This is a genomic window from Microbacterium invictum, from assembly GCF_014197265.1.
Taxonomy (GTDB): Bacteria; Actinomycetota; Actinomycetes; order Actinomycetales; family Microbacteriaceae; genus Microbacterium; species Microbacterium invictum.
In genome coordinates this window covers 1,167,746-1,183,873 of sequence record NZ_JACIFH010000001.1, presented here as the reverse complement: position 1 = coordinate 1,183,873, position 16,128 = coordinate 1,167,746, and the positions used below count along the sequence as shown (strand labels likewise).

The window sequence follows — 16,128 nt, the reverse complement described above, 5'->3', positions numbered from 1 at the left end:
GGAGCGCCTGAACGTGGAGCGCGGCACGATCGGGAGCCGCGGCAGCGTCGGTGACACGTGACGGCCCGTGTGTCGGACGTCACGCATACGCTGGAGTGATGCAGACCACGCGATCCGTGCGGCCCTTCGAAGTCGTCAGCGAGTACATGCCCAGCGGCGACCAGCCGCAGGCGATCGCAGCGCTCGCCGCGCGCATCAACGCAGGTGAGACCGACGTCGTCCTGCTGGGTGCGACCGGTACCGGCAAGTCGGCGACGACCGCGTGGCTCGTCGAGCAGGTGCAGCGGCCCACCCTGGTGCTCGCGCACAACAAGACGCTCGCGGCTCAGCTGGCCAACGAGTTCCGCGATCTCATGCCGAACAACGCCGTCGAGTACTTCGTCAGCTACTACGACTACTACCAGCCCGAAGCGTATGTCCCGCAGACCGACACCTTCATCGAAAAGGACTCCTCGATCAACGCCGAGGTCGAACGGCTGCGGCACTCGACGACCAACTCCCTGCTCAGCAGACGCGACGTCGTCGTGGTGTCGACTGTGTCGTGCATCTACGGCCTCGGTGCGCCCGAAGAGTACCTGCGGGCGATGGTGGCGCTGCAGGTGGGGGAGCGGTACGACCGCGACGCCCTCATCCGCAAGTTCATCGCCATGCAGTACAACCGCAACGATGTCGACTTCTCGCGCGGCAACTTCCGCGTGCGCGGCGACACGATCGAGATCATCCCCGTGTACGAGGAGTACGCGGTGCGCATCGAGCTGTTCGGCGACGAGATCGAGGCGCTGTACATGCTGCACCCGCTCACCGGTGACATCGTGCAGAAGCTCGACAGCGTGCCGATCTTCCCGGCATCCCACTACGTCGCCGGCACCGACACCGTCCAGCGCGCCATCGGCACGATCGAAGCCGAGCTCGCCGACCGGCTGAAAGAGCTTGAGGGGCAGGGCAAGCTGCTCGAGGCGCAGCGACTGCGCATGCGCACGACCTTCGACCTCGAGATGCTGCAGCAGCTCGGGTTCTGCTCCGGCATCGAGAACTACTCGCGCCACCTCGACGGACGCGAACCGGGGGAGCCACCGCACACGCTGCTCGACTTCTTCCCCGACGATTTCCTGATGGTCATCGACGAGTCGCACGTGACGGTGCCGCAGATCGGCGCCATGTACGAAGGCGACGCGTCGCGCAAGCGCACCCTCGTTGACCACGGCTTCCGCCTGCCCAGCGCGCTCGACAACCGCCCCCTGCGCTTCGACGAGTTCAAGCAACGCATCGGGCAGACCGTGTATCTCTCGGCCACGCCGGGCCGCTACGAGATGGGCATCGCCGACGGCATCGTGGAGCAGATCATCCGCCCGACCGGTCTGGTCGACCCGCAGATCATCGTCAAGCCCTCCAAGGGTCAGATCGACGATCTGCTCGAAGAGATCCGGGTGCGCGCCGAGCGCGATGAGCGCGTGCTCGTCACGACGCTCACCAAGAAGATGGCCGAAGAGCTCACCGACTTCCTCGGCGAGCACGGCGTGCGCGTGCGCTACCTGCACTCCGATGTCGACACGCTGCGCCGCGTCGAGCTGCTCACCGAGCTGCGGTCGGGCGTGTACGACGTGCTTGTCGGCATCAACCTGCTGCGCGAGGGCCTCGACCTGCCTGAAGTGTCGCTCGTCGCCATCCTCGATGCCGACAAGGAGGGGTTCCTGCGGTCCGGCACCTCGCTGATCCAGACGATCGGCCGCGCCGCGCGAAACGTCTCGGGCGAGGTGCACATGTACGCAGACAACATGACCGACTCGATGCGAACGGCCATCGAAGAGACCGATCGGCGTCGCGAGAAGCAGGTCGCGTACAACCTCGAGCACGGCATCGACCCCCAGCCGCTGCGCAAGAAGATCGCCGACATCACCGACGCCCTCGCCCGCGAGGCCTCCGACACCGCCGACATGCTGTCGCGGAAGAACAAGTCGGGCAAGGGCAAGAGCCCCACGCCGCGACTGCAGCGCGAGGGCATCGCCGCTGAGGGTGCGAACCAGCTCGAGGCGACGATCGAAGACCTCTCCAACCAGATGCTCGCAGCCGCAGCCGAGCTGAAGTTCGAGCTCGCCGCGCGCTTGCGCGACGAAGTGCAGGACCTCAAGAAGGAACTGCGCGCCATGGAGCGCGCCGGCCACGCGTAAGCGGGGTGGACGATCCTGGAAGGAACCGCCGTGCAGCAGCGCATCAGCCTCATCACCCTCGGCGTCGGCGACCTCGAGCGCGCCATCTCTTTCTACCGCGCGCTGGGGTGGGAGCCGCACTCGGCATCCGTCCCCGGTGACGTGGCGTTCTACCAGGCCGGAGGCATGGTCTTGGCGCTGTGGTCGCGCGCCGAGCTCGCCGCCGACTCCCGGGTGTCCGACCCCGGGGGCTGGGGCGGAATCACCCTCGCGCACAACGTGACGAGCGAGTCGGAGGTCGACGACATCCTTGCCACCGCACGGGCGGCCGGCGGCATGATCGGTCGCGAAGGCGCGCCCACGCCGTGGGGAGGATACTCCGGCATCTTCGTCGACCCCGACGGCCATCCGTGGGAAGTCGCCGTCAACCCCGGCTGGCCCGTGAACCCGGACGGTACGGTCTCGCTCGGCTGACCGTCACCCGGTTGCTTCACCGACCGGCCCGACGACTCAGCGGGGCACGAGACGTTCCCACACACGATGCCCGCCGAGCAATTCGACGATCGAGTCCACTCGGGGATCCGCTCATGGTCGAAGTGCGTGATCCTCTCGCGCAGGTGATGGCCGTGGAGGAGCACCGGTCCGCGAGGCCCTGCCGTGAGCGACGTGTCCGTCTCGCGCAGTCGCGCACTCTGGGTGGTCAGGTATGCGCCCTGCTGCGCGGCGTCGGCCGGGCTGTCGGACGAGGCGGCGCCGGTGGGCGTGCGCGGGTGGGGACCGGCCTGGTCGGGTTTCGGCGCGAGAGGGTCTCGTGGCGCCCTCGGTTCGGTCTTCGAAGCGGGTTGTGAAGCGGGTGCGCCCGGGATGTCAATGCCTTGCGGGTCGTCGGCTGCGGTCATGGTCGGCTCCTCGTCGGTCGGCTCTGGCCGCCGGTAGGCCGAGGGTGGAGGTCGACGAAGTGCCTTGACGGATCACGACGGCGGGTCCAGCGGCGGGCGCCGGCCCGGGGATCCAGGGGTTGCGGAGGTTGCTACGGGCAGGTCATCAGCGGTTTCGGGCCGGAACGATCGAACGAGTGCGCCGACATCGGATGTCCGCACAGCGGGCACGCCCGCTCGGTGCGCACCGGCTCCGGTTCGGTGTCGTAGGGACCGACGGATGCCGGCCCCGCGAAACGGATGAGCCGCGAGTTCCAATAGGCGTACCACCCGCCCGCCTCACGCACGCGTTCGCGGAGCGGGGGTCTCTCGGAATCATTTCGCGCCATAATCATTAGTGTACTAAATGAATTGGTACGATGACTCCATGACTTCGCGCGACGACCTCCTCAAGCTGGACAACCAGCTGTGCTTCGCGCTGGTCACGGCCGCACGCAACGTGGTGGCGATCTACCGCCCGGTGCTCGAGCCGCTCGGGCTGACCCACCCGCAGTACCTGGTCATGCTCACCCTCTGGGATCAGTCGCCGAGGTCACTGGGGGAGCTGGCAGCCGAACTCGCGATGGAGCCGGCGACCCTGTCGCCGCTGGTCAAGCGCCTCGAGGCACAGGGGCGAGTCGTCCGCACCCGGCGTGCCGAGGACGAGCGTGTCCTCGACATCGGACTGACCGAGGCCGGCCGGGCCCTGCGCGCGAAGGCCCTGGACGTTCCCGGGCAGATCATGGCGCGGGTGGGCGTGAGCGAGGAGGCCCTTGTGGCGCTGCGTGACGGCCTCGCGCCCTTCGCGGGAGTCCGGACCGCCGTGGCCTGAGCGTCGGATTCGCTCACAGCGCACCCCTCACAGAGGTCTCCCGATCCCGTGTCGGAGGGTCGACCTACACTTGTCTGGTGCCCATTGTCCCCGTCGTCACCCCCTCGAAACTCAGCGTCCGCGGAGCTCGCGTCCACAATCTCAAGGACGTCGACCTCGACATTCCGCGAGACGCTCTCGTCGTGTTCACCGGGCTGTCCGGATCGGGCAAGTCGAGCCTCGCCTTCGACACGATCTTCGCCGAAGGGCAGCGCCGCTACGTCGAGTCGCTGAGCTCCTACGCGCGGCAGTTCCTCGGTCAGGTCGAACGTCCCGACGTCGACTTCATCGAGGGTCTGAGCCCCGCGGTGTCGATCGACCAGAAGTCCACGAACCGCAACCCTCGCTCGACCGTCGGCACCATCACCGAGATCCACGACTACATGCGCCTGCTGTGGGCGCGCATCGGCATCCCGCACTGCCCCGAGTGCGGTGAGCAGATCCAGCGCCAGACGGTGCAGCAGATCGCCGACCAGCTCATGGAGATGCCCGAGCGCACGCGCTACCAGATCGTGGCGCCCGTCGTCTCGCAGAAGAAGGGCGAGTTCGTCGACCTCTTCAAGGAGCTCAGCGCCAAGGGCTACGCCCGCGCCGTCGTCGATGGCGACCTCGTCCAGCTGGCCGAGCCGCCCACCCTCAAGAAGAGCTACAAGCACGACATCGCCGTCGTCGTCGACCGCCTGGTCGCCGCTCCCGACATCCTCAGCCGCGTCACGGACTCCGTCGAGACGGCGCTGAGCCTGGCCGGTGGCATCATGCAGGTCAACTATGTCGACGAAGAGGGGGATGCCGCGTGGCAGAGCTTCAGTGAGAAGCTCGCCTGTCCCAACGGCCACCCGCTCCAGCTCACCGAGATCGAGCCGCGCACGTTCTCGTTCAACGCCCCGTTCGGCGCCTGCCCGGCCTGCTCGGGGCTCGGCACGCGCATGTCGGTCGACGTCGACCTCATGCTCGGCGATGAGGAGCTCTCGATCAACGAGGGCGTCGTCATCCCGTGGACGACACAGGGCAAGGGCCTGTTCCAGTACTACGAGCGGCTGCTCGTCGGCCTCGCCGACGACCTGGACTTCTCGCTCGACACCGCCTGGAAGGACCTTCCGTCCCGCGTGCAGGACGCGGTGCTCCGCGGTGAGAACTTCAAGGTCACCGTCAAGTGGCGCAACCGCTACGGCCGCGAGATGCGCTACACCTCCGGCTTCGAGGGTGTCATCCCGTACATCGAGCGGCAGTACGCGGGCGCCGAGTCCGACACGCAGCGCCAGCGCTGGGGCGAATACCTCCGCGAGGTGCCGTGCCCGGTGTGCAACGGCGCCCGCCTCAAGCCCGAAGTCCTCGCCGTCCAGGTCCACGGGCACTCGATCGCCGAGGCCTCGCAGCTGAGCCTGGGCGACGCGCAGCAGTACTTCGCGAACCTGCAGCTCACCGACCGCGAGGCTCAGATCGCCGCGGCCGTGCTGCGCGAGATCCGCGCGCGCCTCGACTTCCTCATTCAGGTCGGCCTGAGCTACCTGAGCCTCAGCCGCTCCGCCGGGTCGCTCTCGGGCGGCGAAGCCCAGCGCATCCGCCTGGCAACGCAGATCGGGTCGGGCCTCACCGGCGTGCTCTATGTCCTCGACGAACCGTCGATCGGCCTGCACCAGCGCGACAACCGGCGTCTCATCGAGACCCTCGTCCGGCTGAAGGAACTCGGCAACACCCTCATCGTCGTCGAGCACGACGAAGAGACCATCCACGCCGCTGACTGGGTCGTCGACATCGGACCGCGCGCGGGCGTCCATGGGGGAGAGGTCGTCCACTCCGGCCCGCTCGCGCCGATGCTCGACGACGACGACTCCATCACCGGTGCCTACCTCAGCGGACGCCGCGCGATCCCGACCCCCGCCCGCCGTCGAAAGATCGACAAGAAGCGCATGGTCACCGTCGTCGGCGCCCGCGAGAACAACCTCAAGAGCGTCACGGCCGACTTCCCGCTCGGCGTGCTGACGGCCGTCACCGGGGTCAGCGGGTCGGGCAAGTCCTCACTGGTCAACGGCATCCTGTACGAAGTCCTCGCCACCCGTCTCAACGGCGCCCGTCGCGTCGCCGGCAAGCACACCCGCGTCACGGGCCTCGAGAACCTCGACAAGGTCGTGCACGTCGACCAGGCGCCCATCGGGCGCACCCCCCGCTCGAATCCGGCGACCTACACCGGCGTGTTCGACCGCATCCGGACACTCTTCAGTGAGACCCCAGAGGCGAAGGCCCGCGGCTACCAGCCGGGACGCTTCAGCTTCAACGTCAAGGGCGGGCGCTGCGAGGCGTGCTCGGGCGACGGCACGATCAAGATCGAGATGAACTTCCTGCCCGACGTGTACGTCGACTGCGAGGTCTGCCACGGCCAGCGGTACAACCGTGACACCCTCGCCGTGCACTACAAGGGCAAGAACATCGCCGAAGTGCTCGACATGCCCATCAGCGAGGCCGCCGACTTCTTCGAGCCGATCCAGGCGATCCACCGCTACATGAAGACGCTCGTCGACGTCGGCCTCGGCTACGTCCGGCTCGGCCAGTCGGCTACGACCCTGTCGGGCGGCGAGGCGCAGCGCGTCAAGCTCGCCACCGAACTGCAGCGTCGCTCCAACGGCCGCAGCATCTACGTGCTCGACGAGCCGACCACCGGTCTGCATTTCGAAGACGTGTCGCACCTGCTCGAGGTCCTGAACGGCCTCGTCGACAAGGGCAACACCGTCATCGTCATCGAGCACAACCTCGACGTCATCAAGTCGGCGGACTGGGTCATCGACCTCGGACCCGAAGGCGGCGCCGGCGGCGGCGAGATCGTCGCGACCGGAACCCCCGAGCAGGTGGCCACGGTCCCCGGCAGCCACACCGGGGCCTTCCTCGGCGAGATCCTGGGGACGGCGTCCGCGCGCAAGGCCGGCTGATGGCCGCGCAGCTGCCCTACAAGCCCCGACCGGGCGAGATCCCGACCGAGCCCGGCGTCTACCGGTTCCGCGACGCCGACGGCCGGGTGCTCTACGTCGGCAAGGCGAAGAACCTCCGTTCCCGGCTGTCGAACTACTTCGCGCCGCTGCACACACTGCACGAGCGCACCCGGCGCATGGTCACCACGGCCTCATCGGTCGAGTGGACCGTCGTCGACACCGACGTGGACTCGCTGCAGCTCGAGTACATGTGGATCCAGGAGTTCTCGCCACCGTTCAACGTCCGCTACAAGGACGACAAGTCCTACCCGTACATGGCGGTGACGCTCGCCGACGAGGCCCCGCGCGTCATCGTGACCCGCAACCGGAAGATCCGCGGGGCGAAGTACTTCGGCCCGTACCCCAAGGTGTGGGCGGTGCACGACACGATCGACCTGATGATCAAGGTCTTCCCGATCCGCACGTGCAGCGATGCGTCTTACAAGAAGGCGATGGCGACCGGCCGGCCCTGCTTCCCCGGGCAGATCGGACGCTGCGGCGGGCCCTGCTCGATGAAGGTCACCGTCGAGGAGCACCGCGCGATCGTGGACGACTTCGTGGCGTTCATGTCGGGCGGCGACCAGCGCTTCACCCGCGCGCTCACCGCGCGCATGAAGGAGTCCGCGGCCGCGATGGACTACGAGTCCGCCGCCGTCTACCGGGACAAGCTGCAGTCCATCGACGCCGTCCTGACCCGCAGCGCTCTCGTCCTGGCACCCGACACCGACGCCGACCTGTTCGGTGTCGCCGAGGACGAGCTGTCCGCCGCGGTCCAGCACTTCGTCGTCCGCGGCGGCCGCATCCGCGGTGTCCGGGCGACCACGATCGACAAGGAACTCGACATCTCGAGTGCCGACCTCATCGACCAGGTGCTGCAGCGTACGTACGGCGACGCCCCGGCATCCGACATCCCTCGCCAGGTGCTCGTCCCTTCGATGCCCGACGACGCCACAGAGCTCGAGGAGTGGCTGCGCGAGCGCCGTGGCCGGCAGGTCAGCGTCCAGGTCGCCCAGCGCGGCCGCAAGGCCGAACTCATGCAGACCGCCACCCGTAACGCGCAGCAGGCCCTCATGCTGCACAAGACCCGTCGGACCAGCGACTACGTCGCCCGCTCGCAGGCCCTCACCGATCTGCAGGAGGCACTCGACCTCGACGAGGCGCCGCTGCGCATCGAGTGCTACGACGTGTCGCACCTGTCCGGCACGAACGTCGTCGCCTCGATGGTCGTGTTCGAAGACGGCCTGCCGCGCAAGGACCAGTACCGGTCGTTCGGGGTCACCGACACCACGGATGACACCGATTCGCTCCATCAGGTGCTGATGCGCCGGCTCGCATACCTCGATCGCCCCGAGGAGCAGGAGATGGATGCCGTGGTCTCGGCCGACCCCCTCGCCGACGGCGACGTGGTGACCACGCGCCGCAAGCCGCGCTTCGCGTATCGCCCGCAGCTGCTGGTCGTCGACGGCGGGCAGCCGCAGGTCGAGGCCGCCGCCCGTGCGCTGCGCGACGCCGGCCACACCGAGATCGCCCTGTGCGGCATCGCGAAGCGCCTCGAGGAGGTGTGGCTGCCGGGGGAGGAGTACCCGGTGATCCTGCCGCGCACCTCGGAGGCCCTATACCTGCTGCAGCGACTTCGCGATGAGGCGCACCGGTTCGCGATCACCCACCAGCGCAAGCGCCGGAAGCGCGACATCAGTTCGGTGCTCAGCGAAGTCCCGGGCCTCGGGCCCACCCGCATCAAGGCGCTGCTCAAACACTTCGGCTCGGTCACGAAACTCACCCAGGCCAGCCCCGCGCAGATCACCGAACTGCCCGGAATCGGACCGAAGCTGGCAGAGACGATCCATCAGCACCTGCGCAGTCGCTAGGCTGGTCTCGACGACTGGGGAGGTCACGGTGGCGGACGAGCAGCCGGCAGGCGAGGTCCTGATCGTCACCGGCATGTCGGGCGCCGGTCGCACCACCGCAGCCAACGCACTCGAGGACCTGGGCTGGTACGTCGTCGACAACCTGCCGCCGCAGATGCTGAAGCCCCTGCTCGAGGTCACCGGCTTCGCCGCCGACGCGCTTCCGAAGATCGCCGCCGTCGTCGACGTGCGCGGGCGGGGCCTGCTGGGCGAGCTGCCCGAGGTGACGCGCGCGCTGCGCGACGGGCGCCCCGTGCGCGTGATGTTCCTCGACGCATCCGACGACGTCCTGGTCCGACGCTTCGAGTCGGTGCGGCGCCCACACCCGCTCCAGGGCGACGACACCATCGTCGATGGGATCCGCCGCGAACGCGCCCAACTGGCATCCATCCGCGAATCCGCCGACATCATCGTCGACACCTCCCACAACAATGTGCACCAGCTCGCCACGCGCGTCGTGGACCTGTTCCGCGAGGACGGCGAAGCCCGTCACACCGTCACCGTCATGAGCTTCGGGTTCAAATACGGACTGCCACCCGACGTCGACCTCGTCGCCGACATGCGGTTCTTGCCCAACCCGTTCTGGGAGCCCGAGCTGAAGGCGCACACGGGCGAGGACGAGGAGGTCCGCGACTACGTCCTGCGTCAGACCGGGGCGACGGAGTTCATCGATGCCTACGCCACTGCGCTGCGCCCGGTGCTCGAGGGCTACCAGCGCGAGAACAAGCGGCACTCGGTCGTGGCGATCGGCTGCACCGGCGGCAAGCACCGGTCGGTCGTGACGGCGATCGAGCTCGCCGAGCGACTCAGATCGGTGCCGGGGGTGGCCGTCCGCGTGAAACACCGCGACCTCGGTCGCGAGTAGGCTGGACGTTCGTCGCCGCGCCACGCGCAGCGCACTTCCCCGCCCCTCGAACGAAGGATCGCCGTGCCGTTGACCGCTGACGTGAAGATGGAGCTGGCCGCTGTCCGCGACCCTCGTCCCACGGCCCGGGTGGCAGAGCTGACCGCCCTGCTGCGCTTCTCCGGCGGACTGCACGCCATCGCCGGCCGCGTGGCCGTCGAAGCCGAGCTTGAGAGCGAGATCCTCGCCCGGCGCGTGGCCCGCGACCTCGTCGAGCTGTACGGCGTGCGCCCCGAACTGCACCGGGTGCAGGGCTCCGGCGGACGTGCCGGCGGCCACTTCGCCGTCCGCGTGATCGAGGGTGGCGAGACGCTCGCCCGGCAGACCGGTCTGCTCGATCAGCGCCGCCGTCCGGTGCGGGGACTGCCCAACAAGCTCACGACCGGCGCTCGCCCCGACCTTGCCGCCGTGTGGCGCGGCTGCTTCCTGGCATCCGGATCCCTCTCCGAGCCCGGTCGCTCCTCGGCTCTGGAGATCACCTGCCCGTCGGGCGAGGCCGCCATGGCCCTCGTGGGTGCGGGTCACCGCATCGGCATCGCCGCGAAGGCCCGCGAAGTCCGCGGCGTCCCGCGTGTCGTGGTCCGCGACGGCGAGGCGATCCGCGTCGCGCTGGCAGAGATGGGCGCTGCGCGCACGGCCGCGTCCTGGGAAGAGCTGCGCCAGCGCCGCGAAGTGCGCGCGGGCGTGAATCGACTCGTCAACTTCGACGATGCCAACCTGCGCCGCTCCGCCCAGGCGGCAGTGGCCGCATGCGCCCGCGTCGAGCGTGCCCTCGAGATCCTCGGCGACGAGGTGCCCGACCACCTCCGCGAGGCCGGCACCCTGCGCCTGGCGCATCGCGACGCCAGCCTCGACGAGCTCGGCCACCACGCCGACCCGCCGCTGACCAAGGACGCCGTCGCCGGACGCATCCGGCGCCTCCTCGCCATGGCCGACAAGAAGGCCGCCACCGACGGTGTTCCCGACACTGAATCGGCCGTGCCCGCCGGCCTCGAAGACTGAGCCGGTACACCTCGTCATCCGGGGAAGCAACCCGGTGCCATCCGCGTTGCCGGTCAATAGGATGGAAACAGTCCCCTCGCCGCGCTGAGTGGATCGGCGCGGCTCCGACAGGAAGAAGAGAGCATGGCGAAGTACACACTGCCCGACCTCCCATACGACTACGCAGCGCTCGAGCCGCACATCAGCGGCAAGATCATGCAGCTGCACCACGACAAGCACCACCAGGCCTACGTGACCGGCGCGAACACCGCGCTCGAGCAGCTGGCCGAGGCCCGCGAGTCGGGGAACCTGGCGAACGTCAACAAGCTCGAGAAGGATCTCGCGTTCAACCTGGGCGGCCACGTCAACCACTCGATCTTCTGGACCAACCTGTCGCCCGAAGGCGGCGGCGAGCCCGAGGGCGAGCTGCGTGCGGCCATCGACGAGTTCTTCGGCGGCTTCGACAAGTTCCAGGCGCACTTCACTGCTGCCGCCACCGGCATCCAGGGCTCCGGCTGGGCCGTGCTCAGCTGGGACGTGCTCGGCCAGCAGCTGATCATCCAGCAGCTGTTCGACCAGCAGTCCAACACCGCGCAGGGAACCGTGCCGGTCTTCCAGCTCGACATGTGGGAGCACGCCTTCTACCTCGATTACCTGAACGTCAAGGCCGACTACGTGAAGGCCGTCTGGAACATCGCGAACTGGCAGAACGTCGCAGAGCGACTTGCCACGGCCCGTGACAAGACGGCGGGCCTGCTCGCGTAGTAGTGTCGCAAGAAAGGTGAGGATGCCGGGTTCCTCCCGGCCTCTGGTCGGGACCGGCATCCTCATTCGTCTGTAAAGAACAAGAGGAATCGCGTTCCAGGTGCGCCGATGGGGCGTTGCCGGCGCGACAGGAAACGGGAGACAACGTGTCTGTCAAGATCGGCATCAACGGCTTCGGCCGCATCGGACGCAACTACCTTCGCGCGGCACTCGCGCAGGGCGCGGACCTCGACATCGTCGCGGTGAACGACCTCACCGACAACAAGACCCTCGCCCATCTGCTCAAGTACGACTCGATCCTGGGCCGGCTCGACCAGGAGGTCTCGTACACGGGCGACTCGATCACCGTGGGCGACAAGACCATCAAGGTCTTCGAAGAGCGCGACCCCGCGAACCTGCCCTGGGGCGAGCTCGGCGTCGACATCGTCATCGAGTCGACCGGCCGGTTCACCAAGGCCGTGGATGCCCAGAAGCACATCGACGGCGGTGCCAAGAAGGTACTCATCTCGGCCCCCGCCAGCGGCGAGGACGCGACGTTCGTCATCGGTGCGAACGAGCAGGATTACGATCCGGCGAACCACAACATCATCTCGAACGCGTCCTGCACCACCAACTGCCTCGCGCCGCTGGCCAAGGTGCTCAACGACGAGTTCGGCATCGTCAAGGGACTCATGACGACGGTGCACGCGTACACCGCCGACCAGAACCTGCAGGACGGCCCCCACAGCGACCTGCGCCGCGCCCGCGCCGCAGCCCTGAACATCGTCCCCACCTCGACCGGCGCTGCCAAGGCCATCGGCCTCGTGCTGCCCGAGCTCAAGGGCAAGCTCGACGGCTTCGCGCTGCGCGTGCCCGTTCCCACCGGCTCGGCCACCGACCTGACCGTCGAGCTCTCGCGCGAGGTCACCGTCGACGAGGTCAAGGCGGCCTACAAGGCGGCCGCCGAGGGTCCCCTCAAGGGCATCCTGAAGTACACCGAGGACGAGATCGTCTCGAGCGACATCGTCACCGACGACCACTCGTGCATCTTCGACGCCGGCCTGACCCGTGTCATCGGCAACCAGGTCAAGGTCGTCGGCTGGTACGACAACGAGTGGGGCTACTCGAACCGCCTCGTCGACCTCACCGAGCTGGTCGCCGAGAAGCTCTGACGATCATGGCTCTGCGCACCCTGGACTCACTGGGTGAGCTCGCCGGCACGCGGGTCATCGTCCGCTGCGACTTCAACGTTCCTCTCCAGGACGGAGTCATCACCGACGATGGCCGCGTGCGCGCGGCCCTGCCCACCCTGAAGCACCTGCGCGATCAGGGCGCCCGGGTCGTGGCGTGCTCGCACCTCGGCCGCCCGGACGGCGAGCCCGACGCGAAGTACAGCCTCAAGCCGGTAGCCGATCGCCTGGCCGAGCTGCTCGACGCGCCGGTCGCGTTCGCCACCGACACCGTCGGTCCGTCGGCGACCGAGGTCGTCGCCGGCCTGCGCGACGGTGACATCGCCGTCGTCGAGAACCTGCGGTTCAACCCGGGCGAGACGGCGAAGGACGACGCAGAGCGCCGTGCGTTCGCCGAGCAGCTCGCGGAGCTGGGCGATGTGCTCGTGTCGGACGGCTTCGGCGTCGTGCACCGCAAGCAGGCGTCGGTCTACGACCTCGCCGAGCTGGTGCCCTCGGCTGCCGGCTTCCTCATCGAGAAGGAGGTCGACGTCCTCGACCGCCTCACCGAGAACCCCGAGCGACCGTACGCGGTCGTCCTGGGCGGATCGAAGGTCAGCGACAAGCTGGGTGTCATCGAGCACCTGCTGCCGCGCGTGGACACAATCCTCGTCGGCGGCGGCATGATGTTCACCTTCCTCGCGGCGCAGGGCCACAAGGTCGGCAAGAGCCTCCTCGAAGAAGACCAGATCGACACGGTCAAGGGGTACATCGCTACCGCGCAGGAGCGCGGGATCGACATCGTCGTGCCGGTGGATGCCGTGATGGCAGCCGCCTTCGCCGCCGATGCCGATCACGTCGTGGCGCCCGCCGACGCACTCGAGGACACCGCCTTCGGCGCCGACGGCCTGGGCCTGGACATCGGGCCGGCAACCGCCGAGCTGTTCGCCGACGCGGTCCGCACCGCGAAGACGGTGTTCTGGAACGGCCCCATGGGCGTGTTCGAGATGCCCGCGTTCGCGAGCGGCACGAAGACGGTCGCGCAGGCGCTCACCGAGGTCGAGGGCCTGTCGGTCGTCGGCGGCGGCGACTCCGCGGCGGCCGTGCGCCAGCTCGGCTTCTCCGACCACGCCTTCGGGCACATCTCCACCGGTGGCGGTGCGAGCCTCGAGTTCCTCGAGGGTAAGAAACTCCCCGGACTGGAGGTCCTCGGATGGCAGCAGTGACAGGTGGCGGCCGGACGCCGCTCATCGCCGGCAACTGGAAGATGAACCTCGACCACCTGCAGGCGGTCGCGTTCGTCCAGAAGCTGCATTGGACGCTCAAGGACGCCGCGCACGAGGACGGCAGCGTCGAAGTCGCGGTCTTTCCGCCGTTCACCGACATCCGCACCGTGCAGACGCTGCTGGACGCCGACAAGATCCCGTTCGCCCTGGGCGCGCAGGATCTGTCGACGAAGGATGCCGGTGCCTACACCGGCGAGGTGTCGGGGGCGTTCCTCGCCAAGCTCAGCGCGCGCTACGTGATCATCGGACACTCCGAGCGTCGCGAGTACCACCACGAGGGCGACGAGATCGTGGCCGAGAAGGTGCAGGCCGCGCTCCGGCACGGCCTCGTTCCGGTCATCTGCGTCGGCGAGACCGCTGCAGATCTCGAGGAGTTCGGCGCGGCGGCCGTGCCGGTCGGTCAGCTCGAGAAGGCGCTCGACGGCGTGCCGGCAGATGCCGACATCGTCGTCGCCTATGAGCCGGTGTGGGCCATCGGCTCGGGCCAGGCCGCCACGCCGCAGCAGGCGCAGGACGTGTGCGCCAAGCTGCGTGAGGTGATCGGGCAGAAGCTCGGCGCCGACGCCGCCGAGCGCACCCGCGTGCTCTACGGCGGGTCGGTCAAGTCCGGCAACATCGCGAGCTTCATGCGCGAGCCCGATGTCGACGGTGCGCTCGTGGGCGGGGCCAGCCTCCTCGTCGATGAGTTCGCCGCGATCATCCGCTACCAGAAGCACGTCGGCGTGTGAGTGCGTGGCGCGGCCCGCCGTCGTGCAGACGCGGTGCCGCGCCACACCACCCGGTATACTCGACCCTTGTGCGACCTGAACCGGTCGCAGCGAAAGGCTTCTACGACTGTGCAGACCATCGAGTTCGTCCTGCAGGTGCTGCTGGGCATCACCAGCCTCCTGCTGACCCTCCTGATCCTCCTTCACAAGGGACGCGGCGGCGGCCTGTCCGACATGTTCGGCGGCGGCATGACCTCGTCACTGGGATCGTCGGGGCTCGCGGAGCGCAACCTCAACCGCTTCACGATCGTGCTCGCACTCGTGTGGTTCATCACGGTCGTCGCACTCGGCCTCATCACGAAGTTCCAGGGGATCTGATGGCAACCGGCGGAAACGCAATCCGAGGCACCCGCGTGGGTGCCGGCCCGATGGGCGAGCAGGACCACGGCCACCACGCCGACCGTGTCTCCGTCTCCTACTGGGACGCCCTCGGCAACGAGACCGTCCGCTATTTCGCGGCGGGCATCGCCGAGGAAGAGATCCCCGAAACCATCGACTCCCCGCACTCGGGGCTGCCGGCCGGCCGCGACAAGGCGAACCCGCCGGCCGTCGCGAAGGCCGAGCCGTACAAGACGCATCTCGCCTACGTCAAGGAGCGTCGCTCCGACGACGAGGCCGAACAGCTTCTCGACGACGCGCTGCAGCAGCTGCGCGAGCGCCGCGGCCAGGCCTGAGCGTCAGTATTCCTGGTCGATGAGCTCGGCCGGGACCTGAGCCGCAGCCGCGCGGTCCACGAACAGGATGGTGCGCTTGCGCCCCTTCGCCCCGGCTGCCGGCACGCTCTCATAGCTCGCTCCGGCCAGCGCCAGCCCGAGCGCGGCAGCCTTGTCGTCTCCGGCGATCACCATCCACACCCGTCGTGACGAGTTCAGGACGGGGCGGGTCAGCGTGAGGCGCAGCGACGGCGGCTTGGGGGAGTCGCGCACGGCGACCACCGCGCGATCGACGACCTGGATCTCGGCGCGATCGGGGAAGAGCGCGGCGATGTGCGCATCCGGCCCGACGCCGAGGAAGCAGACGTCGAAGGTCGGCCAGGCCCGCTCGTCGTCGCCGAACCGGGCGAGCTCGGCGGCGTAGGCGGACGCGGCGTCGTCGATGTCCGCAACGTCGTCGGACGACGGCATCGGGTGGACATTCGCCGTCGGGATATCGATGGCATCCAGCAGCACCCGGGCGGCGTGATGGTTGCGCTCGGCGCTGTCCCAGGGCGCGAACACCTCATCGCCCCACCACAGATGCACCGACGACCAGTCGATGTCATGGCGAGCCGGGTCGGCGCCGATGGCACGCAGCACCTCGGTGCCGATGACACCGCCGGTCAGAGCGATATGCGCCGTCTTGCCCGCGCCGGTGCGTTTGCCGATGCGGTCGAAGAAGCGGGCCGCGACGGAGGTGACCAGCTCGGCCGCGTCCGGACTGATGACGACACGCTTCTCGGTCCAGAACTCAGCCATGCGACGGTGCCTCCTGTG

15 protein-coding genes and 1 pseudogene are annotated in these 16,128 nt (G+C 68.5%); 13 read left to right on the top strand and 3 right to left on the bottom strand.

Annotated features, from left to right (window positions below; all coding sequences use genetic code 11):
• Window positions 1-98 precede the first annotated feature (98 nt).
• A complete protein-coding gene (gene uvrB, locus BKA10_RS05725) occupies window positions 99-2,168 on the top strand; it encodes an excinuclease ABC subunit UvrB (protein ID WP_183499006.1) in 2,070 nt (689 codons plus the stop codon).
• A gap of 30 nt (window positions 2,169-2,198) precedes the next feature.
• Window positions 2,199-2,621, top strand: a complete 423-nt coding sequence (locus BKA10_RS05720) for a VOC family protein (protein WP_183499005.1) — start codon at window positions 2,199-2,201, stop codon at window positions 2,619-2,621.
• 107 nt (window positions 2,622-2,728) lie between these two features.
• Here the strand turns inward: BKA10_RS05720 and BKA10_RS05715 are convergent.
• Both BKA10_RS05715 and BKA10_RS16610 read right to left on the bottom strand, forming a co-directional pair.
• Window positions 2,729-3,046: pseudogene (locus tag BKA10_RS05715) on the bottom strand (catalase); the annotation flags it as partial.
• 131 nt (window positions 3,047-3,177) lie between these two features.
• Complete coding sequence (locus tag BKA10_RS16610; protein ID WP_194425507.1) at window positions 3,178-3,420, bottom strand: hypothetical protein; 243 nt, start codon at window positions 3,418-3,420, stop codon at window positions 3,178-3,180.
• 32 nt (window positions 3,421-3,452) lie between these two features.
• On the opposite strand from BKA10_RS16610, the gene BKA10_RS05710 reads away from it, so the two are divergent.
• From BKA10_RS05710 to BKA10_RS05660, 11 genes are all read left to right on the top strand, one after another.
• Window positions 3,453-3,896 carry a MarR family winged helix-turn-helix transcriptional regulator gene (locus BKA10_RS05710; protein ID WP_183499004.1) on the top strand — a complete coding sequence of 148 codons (444 nt, stop codon included), beginning with the start codon at window positions 3,453-3,455 and terminating at the stop codon, window positions 3,894-3,896.
• Window positions 3,897-3,973: 77 nt separating this feature from the next.
• Window positions 3,974-6,859 (top strand): excinuclease ABC subunit UvrA, encoded by a 2,886-nt coding sequence (gene uvrA / locus BKA10_RS05705; protein WP_183499003.1) that lies wholly within the window; start codon window positions 3,974-3,976, stop codon window positions 6,857-6,859.
• A complete protein-coding gene (gene uvrC / locus BKA10_RS05700; protein WP_183499002.1) occupies window positions 6,859-8,766 on the top strand; it encodes an excinuclease ABC subunit UvrC in 1,908 nt (635 codons plus the stop codon). Before uvrA ends, uvrC begins: the two co-directional genes overlap by 1 nt.
• 28 nt (window positions 8,767-8,794) lie before the next feature.
• Window positions 8,795-9,670 (top strand): RNase adapter RapZ, encoded by an 876-nt coding sequence (gene rapZ / locus BKA10_RS05695; RefSeq protein ID WP_183499001.1) that lies wholly within the window; start codon window positions 8,795-8,797, stop codon window positions 9,668-9,670.
• A 63-nt stretch (window positions 9,671-9,733) separates the two neighbouring features.
• Window positions 9,734-10,711: a DNA-binding protein WhiA gene (gene whiA, locus BKA10_RS05690; RefSeq protein WP_183499000.1), complete on the top strand. Its 978-nt coding sequence runs from the start codon at window positions 9,734-9,736 to the stop codon at window positions 10,709-10,711.
• 123 nt (window positions 10,712-10,834) lie between these two features.
• Entirely contained in the window at window positions 10,835-11,455 is a 621-nt protein-coding gene (locus BKA10_RS05685) for a superoxide dismutase (RefSeq protein ID WP_183498999.1), read from the top strand.
• A gap of 146 nt (window positions 11,456-11,601) precedes the next feature.
• Window positions 11,602-12,606, top strand: coding sequence for a type I glyceraldehyde-3-phosphate dehydrogenase (gene gap / locus BKA10_RS05680; RefSeq protein WP_183498998.1), 1,005 nt, complete (start codon window positions 11,602-11,604; stop codon window positions 12,604-12,606).
• A gap of 5 nt (window positions 12,607-12,611) precedes the next feature.
• On the top strand, window positions 12,612-13,829 hold the full coding sequence (locus tag BKA10_RS05675; RefSeq protein ID WP_183498997.1) for a phosphoglycerate kinase: 1,218 nt from the start codon (window positions 12,612-12,614) through the stop codon (window positions 13,827-13,829).
• Window positions 13,817-14,617, top strand: a complete 801-nt coding sequence (tpiA, locus tag BKA10_RS05670; RefSeq protein WP_183498996.1) for a triose-phosphate isomerase — start codon at window positions 13,817-13,819, stop codon at window positions 14,615-14,617. Before BKA10_RS05675 ends, tpiA begins: the two co-directional genes overlap by 13 nt.
• 108 nt (window positions 14,618-14,725) lie before the next feature.
• Window positions 14,726-14,974 (top strand): preprotein translocase subunit SecG, encoded by a 249-nt coding sequence (gene secG / locus BKA10_RS05665; RefSeq protein ID WP_183498995.1) that lies wholly within the window; start codon window positions 14,726-14,728, stop codon window positions 14,972-14,974.
• Window positions 14,974-15,330, top strand: coding sequence for an RNA polymerase-binding protein RbpA (locus BKA10_RS05660; protein ID WP_183498994.1), 357 nt, complete (start codon window positions 14,974-14,976; stop codon window positions 15,328-15,330). Before secG ends, BKA10_RS05660 begins: the two co-directional genes overlap by 1 nt.
• 3 nt (window positions 15,331-15,333) lie before the next feature.
• Here the strand turns inward: BKA10_RS05660 and pgl are convergent, their stop codons facing one another.
• Window positions 15,334-16,110, bottom strand: coding sequence for a 6-phosphogluconolactonase (gene pgl / locus BKA10_RS05655; RefSeq protein ID WP_183498993.1), 777 nt, complete (start codon window positions 16,108-16,110; stop codon window positions 15,334-15,336).
• Window positions 16,111-16,128 lie beyond the last annotated feature (18 nt).

Excerpts from the sequence above, each read along its gene's own strand:
- BKA10_RS05685 (WP_183498999.1), top strand. The coding sequence starts at position 10,835 with ATGGCGAAGTACACACTGCCCGACCTCCCATACGACTACGCAGCGCTC.
- BKA10_RS05710 (WP_183499004.1), top strand. The coding sequence starts at position 3,453 with ATGACTTCGCGCGACGACCTCCTCAAGCTGGACAACCAGCTGTGCTTC.
- BKA10_RS16610 (WP_194425507.1), bottom strand. The coding sequence starts at position 3,420 with ATGATTATGGCGCGAAATGATTCCGAGAGACCCCCGCTCCGCGAACGC.
- BKA10_RS05660 (WP_183498994.1), top strand. The coding sequence starts at position 14,974 with ATGGCAACCGGCGGAAACGCAATCCGAGGCACCCGCGTGGGTGCCGGC.
- uvrB (WP_183499006.1), top strand. The coding sequence starts at position 99 with ATGCAGACCACGCGATCCGTGCGGCCCTTCGAAGTCGTCAGCGAGTAC.
- tpiA (WP_183498996.1), top strand. The coding sequence starts at position 13,817 with ATGGCAGCAGTGACAGGTGGCGGCCGGACGCCGCTCATCGCCGGCAAC.
- uvrC (WP_183499002.1), top strand. The coding sequence starts at position 6,859 with ATGGCCGCGCAGCTGCCCTACAAGCCCCGACCGGGCGAGATCCCGACC.
- pgl (WP_183498993.1), bottom strand. The coding sequence starts at position 16,110 with ATGGCTGAGTTCTGGACCGAGAAGCGTGTCGTCATCAGTCCGGACGCG.
- BKA10_RS05675 (WP_183498997.1), top strand. The coding sequence starts at position 12,612 with ATGGCTCTGCGCACCCTGGACTCACTGGGTGAGCTCGCCGGCACGCGG.